Source organism: Clostridium omnivorum (genome assembly GCF_026012015.1).
Classification (GTDB): domain Bacteria; phylum Bacillota; class Clostridia; order Clostridiales; family Clostridiaceae; genus Clostridium_AX; species Clostridium_AX omnivorum.
In genome coordinates this window covers 2,216,742-2,238,800 of sequence record NZ_BRXR01000001.1, presented here as the reverse complement: position 1 = coordinate 2,238,800, position 22,059 = coordinate 2,216,742, and the positions used below count along the sequence as shown (strand labels likewise).

Genomic DNA, 22,059 nt, shown 5'->3' with positions numbered 1-22,059 from the left:
ACTAATCAGCTATACTGATTTAGTTTTTGTTTTTTATGACTTTATTATATCCAAAGGTAAAGGTTAATTATGTGATTACAATCAAATTATAAATTGACCTGAATCATAGTTTTAAAATAAATTATTTCCTATAATGAGACCATAAAGCACGGCACTAAAACAGCAGAGATAAATTGAGTGCCCAAAAAAATTAAAAGGAGAGATTTAATATGATAAATAAAGTACAAATTGCAGACAAAGCTTACTGGATTGGTAAAGTAGATGACAGGAAGGTTCCCTTTCATAGATTAGTATTAGAAAAAGGTACAACCTATAATTCCTACTTTTTAGATACAGATAAACCTACTATTATAGATACTGTAGATATAGCCTTTGCTGGAGAATGGGTTAAAGCCTTAGCTGAAATGGTAGATTTAAAAAGGCTTCAATACTTAGTAGTTAATCACGTAGAACCTGATCATGCAGGAGCAGTTGGTTCATTAATGAGTAAAGCAAAAAATGCTGCTATTGTTACTACAGAAAAAGGCAAGGAATTTTTGATAGGAATGTTCAAACTACAGAATGCAAAATTCATAGTGATTAAAGATGGAGATACCTTAGATATCGGAGGAAAGACTTTAAAATTCTTAGAAACTCCATACCTTCACACTGAAGAAACTATGGTTACTTATAGCATTGAAGATAAAATACTTTATCCATGCGACCAATTTAGTACCCATATTGCAAATTATGAGTTATTTAACGATTCAGCCAAAGAGGACATTACAGAGGACTTCAAGGTTTACTACTCGCTTATAATGCACCCTCACAGACCTTATGTAAAAGATATGCTAACTAAGATAAAGAGACTAGATATAGACATGATAGCTCCTTCTCACGGCTATATTTTAAGAGACAATGCTAATAAGTATATTGAGCTTTATGATGAAATGAGCACCCTAAATACTAAAAAGAATTTAAAAGCTCTATTGCTTTTAAGCTCTATGACGGGGAACACCTCAAAGGTTGCTCAGAGTTTAGCGCAAGGCTTAAATGAAATGAATATTGAAAACACAGTTGTAAATGTGAAAAATGCAGAAATGGAAACAATAATAGCTTCAGCTAAAGAAGCTGATTTGATACTAGTTGGAAGTTCTACAAAATATGGCGATATGATAGGCAACTTAGAAGATGTCTTAAAGGAACTTACAAAGCTTGATCTTTCAGGTAAATTCGCAGCAGCCTTTGGTTCCTACGGCTGGAGTGGTGAGGCAATTGAAGTAATTAGCGATTATCTTAATAGTACTAATGCTACAGTTCTTACTACTTCTTATCTAATAAAGAGCACAGGCGCAGAGGATATTAGGCTTCCATTAAGAGTAGCCTTTACTCCAGACGAAGCTTCAAAGAATTTATGCATAAGGACAGCAAAAGCCATATCAGAGGTACTTCTTAGAGCTTAAATCAAAAGCAGATGCCAATTTTTATTGGTATCTGCTTTTAATATTTTTATAAATTAACACATATCTTTTAAATACTCTAAATCCTTTATTACCATCTTTTTATTTCCAATAAGCTGAATTATTCCATCATCCTGCATGCTGGTAAGCTTTCTGCTTATAGTTTCCCGAGTCACCCCAATATAATTTGCCATCTCTTCTCTGCTTAAGGGCAAATCTATCATAATTTCATTACCCTGCGCTTCACCAAAGTCCTTGGCAAAACTTACTAGAATGCCTGCAATTCTAGCTTCAATATCCTTTGTACTTAATCGCTGCACTAGGTCTTCAAGGCTTACTATTCTATCGTGAAGATTTTCTAGTATCTTAAGGCTTATTTCTGGAGTCTTTTTTAGTATAGTGTCAAAGCTATCCTTGGTAAGTATGCATACTCCAACATCTTCAAGTGCTTCAGCATTAAACTCAAACTTACTCTTTTTTAAGAGGCTTAGGTATCCCATAAAGTCACCCTCAGAGAGTATATATAATATCTGTTCCTTACCTTCTTTAGTGTATTTATAAATCTTAATTTTACCTTTGTTTATAATATAAAACTTATCTGATACATCGCCTTCAAAAAAAATAATTTGTCCTTTTTTATATTTACGCCTTACAATAAGGCTTGTAACCTCACCAATCTGTTCCTTATCAAGCATGGAAAATATGGGCGCTTTGGTAGCACAGTATTTACCTGTACAGGTTTCACAAGTGTGCATATCACAACTGTTCATAGTACCTCCTAATTTATTTTATTTTTGATTTTTCTATTTCCTCTGCTAGTTCATTTAAATATGTCCATCTCTCCATCAAATACTCAAGCTGATTTTCAAGCTGTTCTTTTTCGCCTAAAAGCTTTTGCAGCACTTCGTAGTCGCTGGCTGTCCCTTCTATTTGTGTCTCTAAATCAGCTATTTGATTCTCCACCTTTTCAATGTTGTCATCAATTTCTGCATACTCCTTTTGCTCTTTAAAGGTGAATTTTAGTGTTTTATTCTTTTTCTTTTCTTCCTCTTTATTATCCTTCTTATCCTGTTTTGGCTTTTCCTTTATTTGATCTTCCGCATTTTCTTTAATTTCTTCTATATAGTCTGAATAGTTGCCTGTATACTGCTTTATAATTCCTTTTCCCTCGAAAGCAAATATTTTATCAGTGACCCTATCCAAAAAGTATCTATCATGAGATACTACTATAACGGCTCCACTAAAATCATCAAGATAATCCTCCAATATAGTAAGAGTTTGAATATCTAAATCATTAGTAGGCTCATCTAATAGTAATACATTAGGTGCTCCCATAAGTACTCTTAAAAGGTATAGTCTTCTCTTTTCTCCTCCTGACAGCTTAGAAATAGGCGTCCACTGAAGTGCAGGTGAGAATAGAAATTTCTCCAGCATCTGAGAAGCTGAAATTCTGTCTCCATTTGCTAAAAGCACATACTCTGCTATCTCTTTTATATATTCTATAACCCTTAATTCTTCATTGAGTTCAGTATTTTCCTGAGAAAAATAGCCTATATTCACAGTTTCTCCAATGTCTATATTGCCACCATCAGGATTTAACCTTCCTGCAATCATATTTAAAAGAGTTGATTTTCCACTGCCATTAGGCCCAACTATTCCAACTCTATCGTCTCTCACCACTATATAGCTAAAGTCTTCTATAAGCCTTTTGCCGGATAAGCTCTTTGATATATTCTGGATTTCCACTACTTTTTTTCCAAGTCTTGTTGCTACAGAATTCATTTCAAGCTTATCTGAACTAACCTCTATTCCATCTGAACTTAGTTCCTCAAACCTTTGGATTCTTGCCTTTTGCTTTGTTGATCTAGCTTTTGCACCTCTTCTTATCCAAGCAAGTTCCTTCCTAAGTATATTTTGTCTTTTTCTTTCATTTGCTTGTTCAAGTTCCTCTCTTTCAAGCTTCTTCTCTAGAAATATACTATAATTACCCTGGTAGCTATAGAGAGTACTATTATCTAATTCAATAATTCTATTAGTAACTCTGTCTAGGAAATACCTGTCATGAGTTATCATAAGAAGTGCTCCCTTTCGCTTATTAAGGTACTGCTCAAGCCAGCTTATAGTATCATTATCCATATGATTTGTAGGCTCATCTAGAATTAGAAGATCGGAAGGCATAATTAAACTGCTTGCTAGTGCTATTCTCTTCTTTTGACCACCTGAAAGCTCTGCAATCCTAGCCTTAAAGTCTGTTATTCCAAGCTTTGTAAGTACGGTTTTAGCTTCACTTTCAATCTGCCAAGCATTCATAGAGTCCATCTTACCATTTAGATTAGTAAGTGCTCTCTGAAGTTCCGTATCCTCAGGACTTTCACTTAACTTTTCTACCGCCTCTTCATATTCTCTAAGCAGCTGCATAACTGGGGAGCTGCCTTTAAATACTTGTTCTATAACATTAGCACTTTCATCAAAGTCTGGTAACTGGCTAAGATATTCGATACTCACTCTATTTCCCACTATAATCTTGCCTGTATCCGCAGTTTCTACTCCTGCAATTATTTTAAGCAGCGTGGATTTTCCTGTGCCATTTATACCTATTAATCCAATTTTATCTCCATCCCCTATTCCAAGGGACACATTTTCAAACAGTGTTTTATCACTGTAGCCTTTTGATATATTCTCTATAGAAAGTACATTCATAAAATTACCTACATCCTTTTCTAAATTTTGTATATCTTATTTTGCAACTTTATTATAAAATAAACTATAATATATATTATATCAAATTGACACTCTTTTCTCATATCATGATAAGTATATTTTGAAAATAGTTTGCAATTATAATGACTAGAGGTGATACTAGTGTTTTATAAATCCACACTAATACCAATATGGCTCTATATCATATACATAGTAGTCTCTATATTAATAATAACCCTAGAGAGAAGAAGACCAGAAAAAACTATAGCTTGGCTTTTGGTCTTTATTTTGCTGCCTCCAATTGGCTTGTTGCTATATATGTTCTTGGGAAGGAACTGGAAGAAGCATAAGTTAAATGATGACTTTTCTCCTTTTGTAAGAGACCTTATAAATAGAGTTATAAATAGAATTGAGAATCCGGAATATATTCCTTTAATTGAGTTACTTGCGAAAAACAGTGATTCTCCACTTTTTGTAGATAACGATATTACTATATTTAACGATGGTACTGAAAAGTTTCAGGCCTTGAAAGCTGCTATAAAAAAAGCAAAGCATCATATCCACCTTGAATACTACATAGTAAAAAGTGATGTTATAGGAAATGAAATAAAGGATTTGCTTATTGAAAAGGCTAATGAAGGAGTTCGTGTTAAATTTATTTTAGATAGAGTGGGTTCAATAAAGATAAAGAAGAGCTACATACAGGAGCTAAAAGCTGCTGGTGTGGATGTAGTACAGTACTCTTACTTTTTAGCCCCACTTTTAAGAATGATAAATACACAAATTAACTATAGAAACCATAGAAAAATTGTTGTTATCGATGGTAAGATTGGTTTTGTTGGCGGCATTAATATAGGAGATGAATATCTAGGCAAGGGAAAGCTAGGCTATTGGAGAGATACTCACCTAATGGTTAAAGGGGATTTTGCTCTAGGGCTTCAAGCAGTTTTCATAGATGATTACTTTACCATAAAAAAAGTAAATGGTGATTTTTTCTTTGAAACGGAAGACTTTAAGCACTACTTCCCAGAACCAAAAAAGTCTAAAGGTGAAATTATGCAGCTTATAAAAAGCGGCCCAGACAGCGAATATCCCGCTATAATGCAGGGTGTATTAAAAATGATCACCATGGCAGAAAAACATATATACATATCAACACCTTATTTTGTTCCAACTGAAAGCATAATGGAAGCACTTAAGATGGCTTCACTGAGTGGAATAGATGTTAGAATCTTATTTCCAGGTAAATATGATCATGCTGCTGTTTATTATGCTTCAAGAACTTACTTACTGGAACTTCTAAAGTGCGGAGCTAAAGTAAACTTTTATAACTCTAAATCCTTTATACATGCTAAGGTTATGACAATAGATGGTAAAATAGCCACTGTAGGAACTGCAAATATGGATATTAGAAGCTATGAATTAAATTATGAAATAAATGCAGTTATATATGATGATAATAAAACCAAAGAGCTAGAAGAACAATTCTTTGAAGATTTAGAAAGCAGTACAGAGATTACCCTTACTGATTATGAAAATACCCCAAAGCATATAAGAGCATTGGAATCCCTAGCAAGAGTATTTTCATCCTTGTTGTAACTTAATATTTTATATTATAAAAAAGATAAGCTGGGAATATCCCAGCTTATCTTTTTTCTCCTAAGAAAAACAATGCTACCGTTCCTGGACCAGAGTGAGAACCTACTACAGGTCCTATAAAATTTATAACTACATCCTTAACCTTATGCTTTTCTAATATCATTCTCTTTAAATTTTCAGCTTCTTCCAGACAATCTCCGTGACTAATAAATATTACCTGTTCCTCTGAATTAACTATTCTCTCATCAAGCATCTGCGCAAGCATCTTGATTGATTTTTTTCTCCCCTTAACCTTTGTAACAGGTATAAGCCTTCCTAAATCATCTACATGAAGTACTGGCTTAATTTCAAGTAATGTCCCTATCATAGCTGCAGTACTCGAAACTCTTCCTCCACGCTTTAAATGATTCAAATCATCAACAGTAAACCAGTGATTTAATTTTAGCTTATTATCCTCCAGCCAGGTTACTATTTCTTCTTTGCTATGACCTGCTTTTAACATTTCAATAGCATAGAAGTCCAAAAGTCCTTCTCCCATAGATGCACATCTGCTGTCAATAACAGATATATCTGCTTCTGGAAGTTCCTCTAGAACCATTTCCCTAGCAACCATTGCATTATTATAGGAACCACTTAATGCAGATGAAAAACAAATGCATATGATACTTTTTCCATCCTTAACCTGCTTTTTAAACTCTTCTGAATATCTATATACGTTTATTTGAGATGTTGAAGACATCTCTCCATTTCTTACTTCCCTATAAAACTCCTCATAGGACAAACTTTGTCCAAAGTCATCCGTCCAATCCTTGCCTTTAAAATTATAAGTCATTGGCATCATAGTAATTTTGTTTTCTTCTACATAATCTTTAGGAAGGTCACTACAAGAATCTATAATGATTACTGTTTCCATTATGTTTTCTCCTTTCACTGGTCACACTGGGTAACCTATTCATACCTATTTCTATTGTTAGATTACCCGTTAAAGGTCATTTAGTCCTTTAACCTACTTTTTTGTTGTGTAATTTTACACTTATCTCGAAAATACATACATTCATATTAACATTTTAATCAGGTTTTGGCAATATATTGGCAATGGCTATACTAATGACTATATCAAACATATGATGCTACTGTTCAAACCTTTCAAGCTTTATATCAACTATTTTATACTTTGAACTTTCACTATCATCAAAATGCCACCATTCAGTTTCTATTGGTTCAAATCCTACCCTTACCATAACATCAGTAAGAAGTTTGGAATTCTTTTTTGCCTCTTCACTTATATTAGGATTGCTTCTCTGAGCTCTTATTGAAAAATCATCAAAACCAGAAGGCATAACTAGCTCTTTACCCAAATTATCTACAAGTGTTATATCCACAGCTGTGCCAATATTATGCCTAGAACCTCCTGTTTTAGGATTAGCCACATATCTACTATCCTGAACCAGATTCCAAAATATCTGCTGTACATAAGGAGGTCTATAAGCATCCCATACCTTAATTTTATAACCAAGCTTTTTAAACTCTTCATTAGCTTTTACTAGCTTTTCAGCAGTTTCCTTTCTCAGTACACAAACATCAACAGGATATATGTTCTTTCCTGTAAAATTACTTGTTGTAGCATATCGAAGATCAATTATAAAACTACTATCCATATCCTTAAGCTTTACAAGCCCGTCTATTTCTGTTATTTTATTCTGCTGCGATTTACCTTCCTTTGCAGCTTGTTCTGACTTTTTCAATAAAGACTGTTCCTCTTGCCTTTGTGCTGTTTCTTCATCCTTATTTGTACTATTGGCTTTCTCCACTTTCTGCAAAATATTATTAGTTTTAACTTCATTTACTTTATTTCTATCTATACCACAGCTGCACATAAAAATCATTACACATGCCCCTAAGAAGGCAACCAATATCCTATTTTTCATCTACGTCCCCCATTATCATATCTTATCTAATATACTTCTACAAAAATTGTATCAAATTCTCAGAAATTTTCAAATTGTTTTAATTTCTTGTCGATAGTATAATATTATTAAATTAACTAGTATAGGGGGACATAATATTGAGAATTAATAAGAAATATGTCATATTTTTTATATCATTTTTTATTCTGCAAGCAAGTTTAATTTCTGGCTGCAGTTTATCTTCCAATAGCAGTGCTTCAAAATTAATTTATGCAGAAAAAATCAGTGTTCAATCCCAAGCAGCTTCAAAGGAAAAAAATGATAATACTGATGCAGATGAACAGAAGAAAGAAGAATACGAACTCCAGTCAAAGCTTAATAAGCAAATGCAAAGACTGCTTTTAGAAAAGAACCATAAAGAAGAATTAAAAAAGCAAGAAGAACAAAAAAAACAAGAAGAGCTAAAAAAGCAGGAGGAATTAAAAAAGCAGGAAGAACAAAAAAAACAAGAAGAGCTAAAAAAGCAGGAGGAATTAAAAAAGCAGGAAGAAGTAAAGAAGTCAGATGAAAATAAAAAACAAAAAGTACAAGTAGCTCAAGCTTCAACAACTCCTCAATCAAACAGACTAATTGATAAGATAAAATCCTTAGGAAACTCTCAGCAAGCAATCCTTGTTCAAGCAAATTCCTTTGGCACCTGCCGTGTAAATATAAATACTTATGAAAAAATTAATGGCAGCTGGAAAGAGGTATATTCAAACATATCGGGGGTAGTAGGAATAAAGGGCTTTTCTACAAATAGACATGAGGGTGACTTAACCTCTCCTGTAGGTATTTTTTCAATACCTTATCTGTTTGGCTGGGGTGGAAATGCAGGGTTTAAAATGCCTTATAAAGCTTCTAATCAAAATGATTATTGGGTAAGCGATTCAGTACTTGAAAGATATAATGTATGGATTCATCGAGAAGGTGGGCCTGATCCAAATTGGAAGGATTATGAAGCACTAGGAACAAATCAACCTTTGTATAAATATGCTGCTGTTATAAACTACAATATGGATTCAAACAAGGTTATGGGAAAAGGAAGTGGCATGTTTCTACATATAACTCCACTTTCTGGCGGAGGTACTCTAGGGTGTACTGCCATGCCTGAAAGCAATTTAGTTCAAGTATTAAGATGGCTTGATTCTTCAAAAAATCCGGTAATAATTCAAGGTCCAACTTCTGAATTAAATAATATGTAATAGAATAACCTCCAATGAATTGGAGGTTATTCTATTATAGCTGTTATAAAATTAAAATCTATATGATAAACTATAACTTATGAATAAGTAAGAGGTAAGAACTAAGAAGTAATAGTTGTGGTGAAAATTCAGCCCTGCTGATTTTTTTCATAAACTCTTACTTTTTACCTCTTAGTTCTTACCTCCTCTACAAATTCCAAATTACATAGTGTTTCTTAATGAAAGGAGAAAATCAATGACTACATTTGAAGATATAAAACAAAAAATTAAAGTAATTGCTGAAAACTATAAGGATGAGCCTACAGGAGGCTACATTACAGGGGATGGCCCTATTCCCTGTGATATTTTATTTGTAGGAGAAGCTCCTGGAAAAACAGAAGTAGAGGAAGGAAAACCCTTTGTAGGCATGGCAGGAAAAACCTTTGAAAGCTATTTAAATTCTATTGGTCTATCTCGAGATAAAATAAGAATAACAAATACTTGTTTTGTTAGACCAATTACTATAAAAGAAGGCAAAAACGGACGTACTTCTATCAGCAACAGACCTCCAAAAACTAAGGAAGTTGAAATGTTTAGAGAAGTGCTAGATGAAGAAATTGCTTTGGTAAACCCTAAAGTAATTGTAACTTTAGGTAATGTACCTCTTAAGAGACTAACTAATTTTAAGAGCATAGGTGAATGTCATGGATCTTTATACTTTAACCAAGAATTAAAAAGACACGTATTCCCAATGTATCATCCTTCAGCCTTAACCTATAATAGAAATGAAGAATTTCTAAAGCTCTACGAAAAGGATTGGGAGCTTCTTGCTGACGCTCTTAAAAATATTTAATAAAAGCTTCTTGAATTAACCAAAAAATCTGAGTATAAAGCATATAGGTTTCTTTTCCATTTTTCATACTTTAAAAATAATGATATAATACAGTTGCTACACTATTTCGTGTAGAATATCTAATTCGATAATTACTATTATAAGGAAGGATAACTATCTATGGAAAAAGTTTTAAATAGGCAGAATAAAAATATGCCTTTCTCTAAAATTCTAAATAATGTACCTTTATTTTTAAAGGAAAACCTATTGCTTTTACTTACAATACTTTTTATATTTTTAAAGTTTTTAACTTTTACTTCTTTTGTATCTACACCTACAGCAACGCATTTAGCTCCACACTCTATATTCTATTATGCTAAGAATATTCCAATACATCTTTCATTTATAGTAATATTTGTGTCTATAGCATATTTGTTTAAAGGAAAGGTACAAGCCTTTGTGCTTATTCTCATGAATTTTATTATTTCTTTTCTAATGCTGTGTGACCTGGTTTACTATAGATGTTTTCAAAATTTTATATCCATATATACTCTTGACGCAACAAAAAACCTAGGCGGTACAGGCTCTAGCGTATCTTCTATGCTGAGACCTATTGATATTATTTTCTTTATGGATATAATAATTCTATTGATAATTACTTTTGGAATAAAAAGCTTTTACAAAACTGCTAAAAGAAAGGTACTTACTTTCGTTATTCTCTTAGCTGTTGGAATAGGTATTCCATCTTATTATCACTATAGATATGACGTACTAGAGGATGGAGCTAACAGAAGATATTTTTATACCTATTTTTCACCTGTGCTTAATATATCAATTATGTCACCTATAGGCTATCATATTCATGACATAGCTTCTTATATAGAAAACTCTAAAAGACTTGTACTAACTGAACAAGATAATAAACAAATTAGTGATTGGTATAAAAATAAACAGGAAAATCTGCCTGATAATGAATATAAAGCAATGTTTAAGGGAAAGAACTTAATTTTTGTTCAAGTTGAATCCTTAGAACAGTTTTTAATGAATGAACAGATAGAAAATCAAGAAATAACACCAAACTTGAATAAGATTATCAAAAACAGCTTATATTTTTCACAAATACATGAGCAGGTTTCCGGAGGTAATAGCTCTGATGCTGATCTTATGGCCAATACTTCAACTCATCCTGTGAGAAGTGGTGCTACTTTTTTTAGATATCCTGACAACAGTTATAACTCCATGGCAGTACTTATGAAGAAACTAGGTTATTATACCTCTGCCTTTCACCCAGATGGAGGAGGCTATTGGAACTGGATGCCTGCACTGCAGTCCATGGGTTTTGATAAATGCACAGACACGGTTGGTTTCAAAGTAGATGAAACTATTGGTTATGGATTAAGTGACGAGTCCTTCTTAAGACAGCTTAAAGACAAAATAGTAGAACAACCTAAGCCATTTTACTCTTTCTTTGTAACACTCACAAGCCATATGCCTTTTGATATGCCTGAAAAGACTAAGGAATTGAAACTATCTGATAATATTGGTAAAACAGTGCTTGGTGACTATTTTCAAGCTGTCCACTATACAGATAAGCAGCTTGGTAAATTTATTGACGGCCTAGATCAGTCTGGCTTGTTAGATAACACAGTGCTAGTAATATACGGCGACCATACTGGCGTTCATAAATACTACTCTGATAAACTAAAAACTATTCAGCCAAAAGAAGATTGGTGGTCTCAAAACAACATGACAGTTCCACTAATAATCTATTCTAAAGGTATGCAAGGCAAAGAAATAAAAACAATTGGTGGACAGGTTGATATACTTCCAACGGTATCCTATTTAATGGGAGTAGATGAAAAGGACTATATAAATACAGCCATGGGAAGAAACCTTTTAAAAACAAATAAGAACTTTACTATACTTAGTAATGGTGTTTATATTGGTGATGCTAAGAGCGAAGATGATAAAAAGAGTGCTATTGAAGCCCTTGATATTTCCGATAAAATGCTTAGGAGCAATTACTTTAAGACTAAAAAATAGTACTATATAAAAAAGTCATGAGCCTTAATTTTAATAAGGTTCATGACTTTTTATTTACCTCTTATAGTTTAAACTTAAGTACTAATTCATTGAGCTTTTGTGCAAGTTCTGCTTGTTCTTGCGCAGTCGTAGCTATTTGCTCTATTGCCTTTGTTGTTTCATCAATACTCTCTGCTATAGTTTCTGTATGCTCTGAGGACTTTTGCGAAGTTAATGCCATAGTTTGAACCGCCTCACTTACTTGATCAACAGTAGCAGTGAGCTCTTCTGACATAGATGCTATTTCCTCGGACATCTTGCTAACGAACTCTGAATCACTGTAGTATTGCTTTCCCATATTCTCAAAATCCACAAATTGTGGTTCTACATTTTCGTTGATAAATTTTAATACATCATTACTATATTCAGATAGATTTTTAAATGCATCTTGAACTTTTACAATAGTGTCCTGAATACCAGTTACAGCTGCTGAAGATTGTTCTGCAAGCTTTCTTACTTCTTCAGCAACTACTGAAAAGCCTCTGCCCTGTTCTCCAGCTCTAGCAGCTTCAATATTAGCATTAAGTGCAAGTAAATTGGTTTGTTCTGATATACTTGCAATGGTATCTGCCATAATTTTTACGTTATCTACAACTTTACCTTCTTCAATAGCCTTTAGCATATTATTTTTCTTTTCAGCATATAAGCTTCTAACTTCTTTTATGGCTTCAGTTCCCTTATTTGAAGCTTCAGTAGCTCTATCCTTTGACTTTAATGAATTATTGCTTCCCTCCATTGCTTTACTTGAAAGTTCATTAATACTTGAATCCACTTCCTCAACAGAAGCTGTTATTTCCTCTGCTGATGCACTAGTTTCCTGAGTTCCAGCAACTATACTAAGTACTGCATTGTCTATATTTTCAGCCTTTGCTGTTAATTCTTCTACAGTAGCAGAAAGCTCTTCACTTGCTGCACTCATATTCTGTGAATTGTCCATTATTGCCTTTATAAGTTCTTTGATATTTTCCTGAGCCTTTATAAGTGAAGTGCCCGCTTGTCCAAACTCATCCTTCATATCCTCCTTAAAGCTATTTGATAAATCAAAGTTAGCTAGGCTCTCAGAAAAATGTACTATTCTAATCAATGAAGCATGTATTCTCTTTGAAATGATAAAAGCAAGTACAGCCGCAAATAAAATTCCTAATACGGTAATTGATAGCATAATATTGCTGCTCTTAACGAATACTGAGTGATTGTTTTCATTTTGAGTTTTAGCTATTTCATCATTCATGGTTACTAATTTATCAAGGTTTGTCATCATGGCATCTCTAACTGTTTTTAGCTGTTCATAAGACTTAGCTGCCTCATCGTAGTTTCCAGCATCAACAAGCTTAATTACATCTTCTCTCATTGTTCTATACTGTTCTAATTGACTCTTAAAGGTTGTCCATATTTCCTTTTCTGAAGGAATCATAGGAAGCTTTTCAAGAGCTGCTATAGATTGATTATCTTTTTCTGTATTAAGCTGTATATCTTTTTCTAGTGCTTGTTTATCAGAAGCAGAAGCATCTCTTTCATCAACTAGCTCAACAACATCACTTTTAATTCTTAATAGCGACTTTTCAATGTCTCCAATTATTTGTACAGATTGTAAGCTATTGTTGTACATATTATCTGCATTTGTGCCTATTTTTTTTAGTGACATTATTCCTGTGGTGCTAATAGCAACAGTAAATAATATAATTGTAAGAAAGGATAAGCCTAATTTGGTTTTTACTTTCATATTTGTTCCCTCCGTATTTTTTCAATTTGACCTTTGTGTCAAAAATATATGTAAAATGAATATTATATTTAAAATTTGCCTATGAAGCATTTCATTTTCTGTCAACTTAGTCCAAGTATTGGGTAAATACAAAGATTAATGTTCTAATTATTATTCCAAAAATATAGACAAATGTTTAGACATATATATTATACAGTAAGCTACATTATATTACATATTATTTTGCTTTATTAACAATTTATTAAAAATATGACATATTATTTAATGATGTTATCTGAATTTTCACTTTTCACCCCATAAACTTCCAATACTCTTTTTATTTATTCAATGGTTATATAGTAAATTCATTACATAAAAAAAGCTAACTGCTGCTTTAGCAATTAGCTTTTTACAAAACTTTATTTATTGCATTACCATAAAAATTGATGGTACTTGCTGTTCCCCGTTTGGACTACAAGGTTTATTTATTACTGACCCATTATAGTACATTGAGGAATAAGATCCACCGTCAAGATTAATTGCAGATACAGCGCCATATTCCAGTAGTATCTTTTGTACTTCTGATAAACTAGCACCAATAGAGTCTTCTCTTCTTCCATTAATAGTTAGCATTATTACAGTACCATCTGCCTTTTGTCCTATAACTGTTCGAGGATTCACTCCAAAATCTGAGCTAAGTGTGATTGGTTTACTATTTTCTACTAGTGAAATTCCCATAGACAAAGTTATTCCCTCTTTAATGCCAAGCTTCTTAACTTCTGCCAAGGTATATTTACCATAAATTAATTTGCCATCCTGATTAAAGCCTATAAAAGTTTCTGTACTCTTTTCATCCTTCATATTACTATACACTATATTTCCGTCATGAATTCCCATACCTGCAAATGCTTTGTTATCTGCCGCATCTATTAAAACTCCTCCTCCATTGATTGCAGCAGCAGCTCCATAGCTTTTGGCTATTTCACTTGTAGTTTTATTTGGTTTAGACCCCTGCAGGCTATATCCTAGAGCTATTTTCTTTGGGTTAGCTATCTCTAAAAGTACACCATTAAAGTTTTTACCTTTTATATCATATTTATTAATAGAATTTTCATTGGTTAAAGCGGCAGATTTAGATGTTGTTTCTTGCTTATTAGTTATTTTGCCTATGGCATAGGACGGGTTACTTACAAAATTCTTCATCAAAGGTAGTGCTATAATCATTAACGCAGTAAAAGCAAAACCAACAGAATATGCGTATTTATTTCTTTTAAAATGATATAAAATTTTACTTCTTAAAGATTTTTTGTAGTATTTATTGTCAAGTAAATTAAGTATTTCGCTATTCTGTGGAGTGAAACTTTTGCTAGGTGCATTGAATAACTCCCTAAAGGAAGCCTTTACTTCAAGCATTTCTTCATATTGATTAGCACACTTTTCACAAGCTTCCATATGTTCTTTCATTTCCTGATTAAGCATTCCAGAGTTTTCAGTTTCTATATACTCAAGCAGCATTTTATTAAAGCTTTTACAATTCATAACTAGGTGTCACCCCTTTTTTATCACTAATATACTTTTTATATTTATCATAAATTTTATAATACTTGTACTTTACAGTAGAATCATTGATATTTAGTATCTGTCCAATATCATTAAAGGTAAGATCTTCATAGGAATATCTTAAAATTAATATATGCTTTTCAGTTTTACTTAAGGTTTCAATAAAATCCTCTAAATTTTTCTTTACTTCCTTATATTCAGCATAAAGTTCTGGAGAAATACTTTTATCGAAAATAGCAGCAGTTTCAATATCTACTTGTTGAATATTTCTATTTTTTCTCATGTAATCTATTGATTTGTTCATTGCTATTTTAAAAAGCCAGCTAGAAAACTTATTTTTTTTGTTATAAGTATAAAGCTTGTAGTAAGCAGCTATAAAAACCTCTTGGCTTATGTCCTTAGCAATATCCTCACTTTTGATTATATTAGCTACAAATTTATATATAGGTGCTTCATAGCGAAACAGCAAATCATTATATGCACTCATTTCACCATCAAGTACTAGCTGCACTAATTCTAAATCAGTTTTCATAAAATCCCTCTTTTCTAAAAGCCTGGTATTCTAAAATAGTTCATCTCACTCATTAGAGTACCTGTAAAAATCCACTTGAATTTTTATATTCAAATTCAAATACTTTGCAAAGCATCTTCATCTATAATACGTATCACTTTGTTATTAGTTGGTTACCTAATAAAATTTTTCCTTTTAACTTTCTTAATTCTACTGACACCTAAATCTCTCCTTTGCTTTTAAGAATTATTTATACAAAAAACAAAAAAACCTACAAAGTGTTCATCTAAATCCCTGTAGAGTCTATATACAACTTAAGTTTTTAGCAAATATTATATTTTAATTCTTAGTGTAGTAAATTCCTATCGGTACATATACATTCTGAATATATCATATTTTTTGCTGCTTTATATATTCCCTTATAGCATGTGCCTGAAATTCTTCCTGCATTTTATCTGAAGACTCCTTAATTGGAATCCAAATAAGTTCATGATCTTCTTCGATTTTTAAATCGTTCTTAACTAATAACTTTCCTATATAAAAATGTCCAACTAATTTTAAGTATTCGTTGTGTTTAATAGATTTAGTATAATGAGACAACTTTCCAATATACTCTATTAGCTCTAAATTGTAGCCTATTTCCTCTGAGCATTCTCTTTTTAAACATTCTTCATAAGTCTCATCATTCTCAACTCCGCCTCCTGGCAGGAAATAGTTATTATCCCTTCTAACTAAAGCAATTTTATTATCTGAATTAACAATTAGTGCATATGCACCTATTCTCTCTCTATATTCAATGTCTTCAATTTTATTGCCGCACTCTATATGCTGAATAAACATGCTTTCTCTTCCTTTCTAATAAAAACACTACTAAACATTATACCATACTTTCCCATACCAATCGTAAAAAATGCTAATTGTCAAATTGACAATTAGCATTTTACATACATATTCATTTTATATACTTTATTTTTTTAGCACGATTTTTTTGTATTTGCCTAATCACAATGACTACCATAGCCAGCGCCCCGCCGGAAGTATCTATCATAACATCCCTAAAGCTAGGACCTCTGCCTGGAATAAAGCTTTGGTGAAACTCATCTGAGGAGGCATATAAAAACACACCAACTATAGAAAACAGTATGGCTTTCTTCCATTGAAAATTTTCTTTAAATGCATTGTAAAGCAGCATGTAAAAAATAAAATACTCAGTAAAGTGGGCACATTTTCTAACAACAAAGTCTGCTAGATTTCCAAAAACACTATTTAAATTCAATCCAAGTGCATTAAAAATATATATAACAAACTTGCTCTTTTCATCAGATGCATCCCCTGGCATATTTGAAAATACAAATATTAATATCATCCAAGCTATAACAGCTATCCATTTTATATGTTTCTTTTTCATACAGCAAACCTTTCTTCAACATTATTTATAGCACAAGTTTATTAATTTTTTGCTCAAACTATTACTAATGCTTTAGCAATATTATACTAAATTCTTTAATAGTTTTATTACTGCCTCTACATCCTCTAGACAAACCATTTCAGAAACTGTGTGCTTATACCTGCAAGGTACAGATACTACACCAGTCTTTATTCCGCCAACTTCCTTATGTATAGTTCCTCCATCAGTTATGCTAGTAGAATAAGTATACTGCAATTTTATATCATCGCCTGCAGCACTGTCTAGCATTTCCTTTATTTCATGGTGCATAATTAGTGTTTTGTCCATAATGGAAACTACGGGTCCTGCTCCTAGTGCTATGTTTCCTTCTCCACCAATCACATCTCCTGCTTGTTCTAAATCTATGACTACACAATAATCTGGTTCAATTGCAAAAGCTGCTGCTCTAGCACCTCTTCCTCCAAGCTCCTGCTGAGTTGAGAAAACAAAATAAACTTCTTTATTGGTATCCTTTATCTCTTTTATCATTCTTAGAAGAATGTAGCAGCCTATTCTGTTATCCAGTCCAGGACTTATAATATTCTTACCAACCTCTAGTGCTTCTCCAATAAAACATGCTGTATCAGCTTCCTTAACAACCTTTAGCACTTCTTCTCTTCCCTTAATACCTAAGTCTATAAATATATCTCCTATTTCAGGTTCTGCTTTAGCAGCAGCAATCTTTCCCATAGTACCATTTTTAAACATTGCAAAATTGTTCACCATATCACCTGGTTTAAAATCTCCAACGCTGCCTACTCTTACAAACCCATTATCCTCAATATAAGTTGCAATTAATCCTATCTCATCCATGTGGGCACAGAACATTATTTTCTCATTTCCTGAACCTAATTTCACTATAAGGTTACCCATTTTGTCTTCCTTTACATTGCAATCTATACCCTTTAATTCTTCCATGATTACTTCTCTTACTTCCCCTTCATGCCCACTTACACCAAAGGCATTAAGAAGCTTTTCTAACATCACATCCATAATAAATCCTCCTTATCACTCGGACCTTTGGACAACTCAGCTATCCCGATTTTAACGGTCAAATCACCCATAAAAAAATTGTACCTGTCCAAAAGTATTTAGGTCTTATTTAAAATTCGCTTATTTTATTGTTTTTAAAAATTCAACCATAAGCTTTACTGTATTCTCATAATCACTTTTACTTGCCACCGAAACTGAAGAATGAATATATCTGCAAGGTACTGACACAGTTGCTACCTTTGCTCCTTCTCCAGACATATGAATTGCGCCAGCGTCATTTCCACCAGCTATTGCTCTTCTTAGCTGATAAGGAATGTCCTTCTCCTCAGCAACCTTAATTATTGCCTTGGAAATCTCCTCTGTAAATATACTAGTGTTATCCATTATAGATACAGCAGGTCCTTTTCCTATTTCAGTAGCTCTCATATGCTTTGGAATATTTGGCATGTCAGCACAGATAGTTCCCTCTAGAGCTATTCCAATATCAGGTTTAACCCCATAAGCAGCTGTAAAAGCACCTCTTTCTCCAACCTCTTCTTGAACATTAAACACTGCATACAAGTCACAGTCATAGTTTTCCTTTAATAGTTCTATGAGAACTGCGCAGCCCATTCTATCGTCAAAAGCCTTACCCTTTAAAAGCCCCTCTCCAAATTCGCTGAATTCAGTAGGGAATACTGCAAAATCTCCAAGCTCTACAAGTGCTTTGGTTTCTTCCTTTGAATTTGAACCTATATCAATGCAGCAATCATCATAGGAAAAGTTCTTCTTTCTATCATCTGAACTTTGAAGATGTATAGGCTTTACTCCTATAACTCCAGGCAGCTTATTTTCACCAACTAAAACCACCTTGCTTGGGATAACCTTATTATTTATTCCCCCAAGAGAGTAGAATTTAAGAGTTCCATCCTCATTATAGCCTGTAATAACAAAGCCAACTTCATCCATATGGGCATCTACTATAACCTTAGGCCCATTGCCTTTTTTATGAGCAATTATATTGCCCATTCTATCTACCTTTATTTCATCTATATATGGTTTTATCTCTTCTTTAATTATGTTTCTAACGTCCCCTTCAAACCCAGAAGGACCTGAAGCACTACATAATTTTTCTAATAGCATAACAGTTCCTCCACTTCATCACCCTTTAGCTTTTCTATAAGCTTGGCAACTATTCTTCCTGTATTTTTAATATCCTCCATATTGATCATTTCCACAGAGGTATGCATGTATTTTATAGGAATAGAAATTAACAGTGTAGGAATACCCTCTCTAGTTATCTGTATATCCCAAGCATCTGTGCCTGTATTTCCTGGCTCTACTTCTACTTGGTATGGTATGTTATATTCCTTAGCAGCTTCAACCAGCTTTTTTCTAAGCTTAGGGTGAACATTAGGTCCCACACAGATTACCGGGCCGCCTCCAAGCTTATTTTCCCTATCTGTATCTCCAAGAGCACCACTGTCAAAGGTAACATCAATAGCTATACCAAAGGTAGGATTGAGCTCATAGCTTGACATCTTAGCTCCCCTATGACCTACTTCCTCCTGACAGGAAGCAACAAAGTAAACATCCATATCATGGTTCACATTTTCTAGTTCCTTAGCACAGGTATACATTGCAACAATTCCAGACCTATCATCAATTGCCTTGCAGGTTACGTTGTTATTTAAAAGCTCATAAAAGTCTCTTTTTAAAGTAACAAAATCTCCAACACTAACTATTTTTTCTAGCTTTTCTTTAGAATAGCCTGTGTCTATTAATAATCCTTCTGCAGTTACAGCTTTACTTCTCTCTTCATCATTCATAAGATGAGGTGGCTTTATACCTATAATGCCTAGAACTTCTTCTTTTCCGTGAACTATCACCTCTTGAGAAATAAGTGTCTTTACATCAATACCACAGCCCTTAAATTTTAAAAAGCCGTTTTCACTTATTTCGGTAATCATTAAAAAAACTTCATCTGAATGGGCCATAAGCATTATACTGCCTTTTCCCCTTCCCTTTTTATGTACATATACATTATTCATTTTATTTAAGGTTACTTCTCCAAAGGGCTCAAAAGCTTCTTTAATCACAGGATAGACCCAGTGCTCTCTGCCGCTGGGTCCATTAGCTAAACATAATCTTTTAAGTAACTCACGTTCCTCCACAAAATCATCTCCTAAAAACCTTATTACCTTAATATTCTCTAATAGATATTAATATCCTTTTTTATTATCTTCTACTTCAATACCTGCCAGCTTAATAAGGTACAGCGCATTTCTAGTAGTAGACACTCCTGGTCTTAATTTATAATCAAACTTAATCTTGTCATCCTCATAGTACTCTCTAAAGTGATAATTCTTGATTCTTCCACCACTCTCATTCTCTAAAGTTCCAAGTTCAAGGTCATGGGTGGATACAAGTCCCATAGCTCCTGCTCTGCTAAGCTGAGTAATCAGCACTCTTGCACCTTCATGCCTATCCATGGAATTTGTACCTTTGAATATTTCATCTAGAAGGAAGAATATCTTATCATCGCTCTTGGAAGCATCAACAATATTTCTTATGCGTATAAGTTCAGCATAGAAGGAGGAGATATTCTTTTCCAGGTTGTCACTAACCCTCATACAAGTATATATTTTCATTATTGGGCACTTAAAGCTTTCAGCGCATACTGGAGCTCCTGCATAAGAAAGTACTAGATTTATGCCTATGGTTCTAAGCAGTGTACTCTTTCCAGACATATTTGAACCTGTAATTAGCAGAACCTTAGCTGGCATCTCCATAATAAAGTTATTGCAGACTCTCTTTTCACCCAGAAGTGGATGTCCCATTCCCTTTGCTGATATTTTATCTATATCCTTTAGAAATTCCGGCATTACCCACTTTGGATTTTCATAGCTAATAACCGAAATACTTGATAGAGCTTCAAACTCACCTATAGTTCTAATCCAAGTCTCTAAATGCTTTCCACTGTTCTCTTTCCAATTTTCAAGTCTTATCATAATCCGATAATCCAGCACAAAAATAATATTTATAATTATATAAAACATATTGGATCTATCTGATATTAAAGAAATAATTTCCTGAAGCTCCTCTAATTGCTTTGATGCTTTTACCCCATTGCTATCAGTAAGCTTCTTCTTAAGCTCATTTAAATATTCAGATTTAAAATTCTTATTTTCTATAAGTCTTACCATCTTGTAATAGCTTTCTAAGCTCTTCTTATATTCAGCTACCTCACTTAATACATTTTGCCTTTCCACATTAGTTGGAAAGAGAAACAAAATATTTATTAAAATAGCTAAAAGAAGCACCTTATACGTAAAACCTGGTACTAAAAGCAAAGCCAGCAGTGCTCCAATAGGCAGCAGCGGCATTATTTTAGTGGCAATACTAAGCCAAGTTTTTTTATACCGCTCATGTTTTTCTCCAGCCCATTTAAAAAGCACTTCAGGATTATTCATATTGTCCTTATTCATAAGAGCTTCAGCCATATACTTTTGTCTAAAACCTAAAGTACTGCCAAGTTCTTTAACAGCCTCCTGAATTTTATATTTTTCCTCAATGCTGTCATTAAAAACTGTAAGTCTATCCTTTAAGCTTATTCTGCCTAGGTGAGTTACAGCCGAATTAATCCATTGAAACAAGGATCCTCTTCCAAAGATATCTAAATCTCCAGAAAAATTGTGCTCTTCATCTTGAAACTCCTCACCACTGTCCTTAAATTCCTTCCACTGTCCTTCAGTCCTCTTTATAGAAGTTTCATTTATTTTTATTAGAGTCTCAGTATACTTCTTGTTATCCTTAAATTTTCTATGCTGTACAACTAGCAAGGTAAACACTATCATAGTTACCAAAAGGCTGCTTATACTTAAATAAGGATATTTAAGATATATAAGTATCCCAGTAATTGCAATACCTATTACAAAAACAGCTAATCTTAAAATACTGGTAGTGTTTACTCTCTTAGTTTGCTTACCAAGCAGTCTTGTATAGGCCTTGAGTCTTCTTTCATACTCTTCTCTCGCACTTCTCAATATGTCTTCCCCTTTCATAGGTTTTCTATAGTCAACTAT

General features: G+C 33.2%; 18 protein-coding genes. 5 read left to right on the top strand and 13 right to left on the bottom strand.

Annotation, left to right across the window (positions count from 1 at the left end; translation table 11 throughout):
- The first annotated feature begins 209 nt into the window (after window positions 1-209).
- Window positions 210-1,442, top strand: coding sequence for an FprA family A-type flavoprotein (locus bsdE14_RS10695; RefSeq protein ID WP_264849919.1), 1,233 nt, complete (start codon window positions 210-212; stop codon window positions 1,440-1,442).
- A gap of 53 nt (window positions 1,443-1,495) precedes the next feature.
- Here bsdE14_RS10695 and bsdE14_RS10690 read toward each other — a convergent pair whose 3' ends face one another.
- Together bsdE14_RS10690 and bsdE14_RS10685 are read right to left on the bottom strand one after the other, a co-directional pair.
- Window positions 1,496-2,209, bottom strand: coding sequence for a Crp/Fnr family transcriptional regulator (locus bsdE14_RS10690; protein ID WP_264849918.1), 714 nt, complete (start codon window positions 2,207-2,209; stop codon window positions 1,496-1,498).
- A gap of 13 nt (window positions 2,210-2,222) precedes the next feature.
- On the bottom strand, window positions 2,223-4,139 hold the full coding sequence (locus bsdE14_RS10685) for an ABC transporter ATP-binding protein (protein ID WP_264849917.1): 1,917 nt from the start codon (window positions 4,137-4,139) through the stop codon (window positions 2,223-2,225).
- A gap of 162 nt (window positions 4,140-4,301) precedes the next feature.
- Here bsdE14_RS10685 and cls point away from each other — a divergent pair, with 162 nt between their 5' ends.
- Window positions 4,302-5,738: a cardiolipin synthase gene (cls, locus tag bsdE14_RS10680; protein WP_264849916.1), complete on the top strand. Its 1,437-nt coding sequence runs from the start codon at window positions 4,302-4,304 to the stop codon at window positions 5,736-5,738.
- Between the two features lie 46 nt (window positions 5,739-5,784).
- On the opposite strand, the gene bsdE14_RS10675 is transcribed toward cls, so the two are convergent.
- Together bsdE14_RS10675 and bsdE14_RS10670 are read right to left on the bottom strand one after the other, a co-directional pair.
- The gene (locus tag bsdE14_RS10675) at window positions 5,785-6,654 is read right to left on the bottom strand and encodes a DegV family protein (protein ID WP_264852258.1); all 870 of its coding nucleotides are present in this window, start codon (window positions 6,652-6,654) and stop codon (window positions 5,785-5,787) included.
- Window positions 6,655-6,868: 214 nt separating this feature from the next.
- Window positions 6,869-7,666: a M15 family metallopeptidase gene (locus bsdE14_RS10670; protein WP_264849915.1), complete on the bottom strand. Its 798-nt coding sequence runs from the start codon at window positions 7,664-7,666 to the stop codon at window positions 6,869-6,871.
- 137 nt (window positions 7,667-7,803) lie between these two features.
- Here bsdE14_RS10670 and bsdE14_RS10665 point away from each other — a divergent pair, with 137 nt between their 5' ends.
- The 3 genes from bsdE14_RS10665 (at window position 7,804) to bsdE14_RS10655 (ending at window position 11,743) form a co-directional block, all read left to right on the top strand.
- Entirely contained in the window at window positions 7,804-8,889 is a 1,086-nt protein-coding gene (locus bsdE14_RS10665; RefSeq protein ID WP_264849913.1) for a L,D-transpeptidase family protein, read from the top strand.
- A 235-nt stretch (window positions 8,890-9,124) separates the two neighbouring features.
- On the top strand, window positions 9,125-9,721 hold the full coding sequence (locus tag bsdE14_RS10660; protein WP_264849912.1) for a uracil-DNA glycosylase: 597 nt from the start codon (window positions 9,125-9,127) through the stop codon (window positions 9,719-9,721).
- A gap of 159 nt (window positions 9,722-9,880) precedes the next feature.
- Entirely contained in the window at window positions 9,881-11,743 is a 1,863-nt protein-coding gene (locus bsdE14_RS10655) for an LTA synthase family protein (RefSeq protein ID WP_264849911.1), read from the top strand.
- A 61-nt stretch (window positions 11,744-11,804) separates the two neighbouring features.
- Here the strand turns inward: bsdE14_RS10655 and bsdE14_RS10650 are convergent, their stop codons facing one another.
- The 9 genes from bsdE14_RS10650 to bsdE14_RS10610 form a co-directional block, all read right to left on the bottom strand.
- Window positions 11,805-13,505 carry a methyl-accepting chemotaxis protein gene (locus bsdE14_RS10650; RefSeq protein WP_264849910.1) on the bottom strand — a complete coding sequence of 567 codons (1,701 nt, stop codon included), beginning with the start codon at window positions 13,503-13,505 and terminating at the stop codon, window positions 11,805-11,807.
- Window positions 13,506-13,907: 402 nt separating this feature from the next.
- A complete protein-coding gene (locus bsdE14_RS10645; RefSeq protein ID WP_264849909.1) occupies window positions 13,908-15,023 on the bottom strand; it encodes a phosphodiester glycosidase family protein in 1,116 nt (371 codons plus the stop codon).
- Entirely contained in the window at window positions 15,013-15,576 is a 564-nt protein-coding gene (locus bsdE14_RS10640) for an RNA polymerase sigma factor (protein ID WP_264849907.1), read from the bottom strand. Before bsdE14_RS10640 ends, bsdE14_RS10645 begins: the two co-directional genes overlap by 11 nt.
- A gap of 369 nt (window positions 15,577-15,945) precedes the next feature.
- Window positions 15,946-16,395, bottom strand: coding sequence for an NUDIX domain-containing protein (locus tag bsdE14_RS10635; RefSeq protein ID WP_264849906.1), 450 nt, complete (start codon window positions 16,393-16,395; stop codon window positions 15,946-15,948).
- A gap of 112 nt (window positions 16,396-16,507) precedes the next feature.
- Window positions 16,508-16,963, bottom strand: coding sequence for a VanZ family protein (locus bsdE14_RS10630; protein WP_264849905.1), 456 nt, complete (start codon window positions 16,961-16,963; stop codon window positions 16,508-16,510).
- An 81-nt stretch (window positions 16,964-17,044) separates the two neighbouring features.
- A complete protein-coding gene (locus tag bsdE14_RS10625) occupies window positions 17,045-17,995 on the bottom strand; it encodes a zinc-binding metallopeptidase family protein (RefSeq protein WP_264849904.1) in 951 nt (316 codons plus the stop codon).
- Between the two features lie 120 nt (window positions 17,996-18,115).
- The gene (locus tag bsdE14_RS10620) at window positions 18,116-19,117 is read right to left on the bottom strand and encodes a M42 family metallopeptidase (RefSeq protein WP_264849903.1); all 1,002 of its coding nucleotides are present in this window, start codon (window positions 19,115-19,117) and stop codon (window positions 18,116-18,118) included.
- Entirely contained in the window at window positions 19,108-20,148 is a 1,041-nt protein-coding gene (locus tag bsdE14_RS10615; protein ID WP_264849902.1) for a M42 family metallopeptidase, read from the bottom strand. Before bsdE14_RS10615 ends, bsdE14_RS10620 begins: the two co-directional genes overlap by 10 nt.
- 48 nt (window positions 20,149-20,196) lie before the next feature.
- Window positions 20,197-22,038 carry a MutS family DNA mismatch repair protein gene (locus bsdE14_RS10610; RefSeq protein WP_264849901.1) on the bottom strand — a complete coding sequence of 614 codons (1,842 nt, stop codon included), beginning with the start codon at window positions 22,036-22,038 and terminating at the stop codon, window positions 20,197-20,199.
- Window positions 22,039-22,059: the final 21 nt, after the last annotated feature.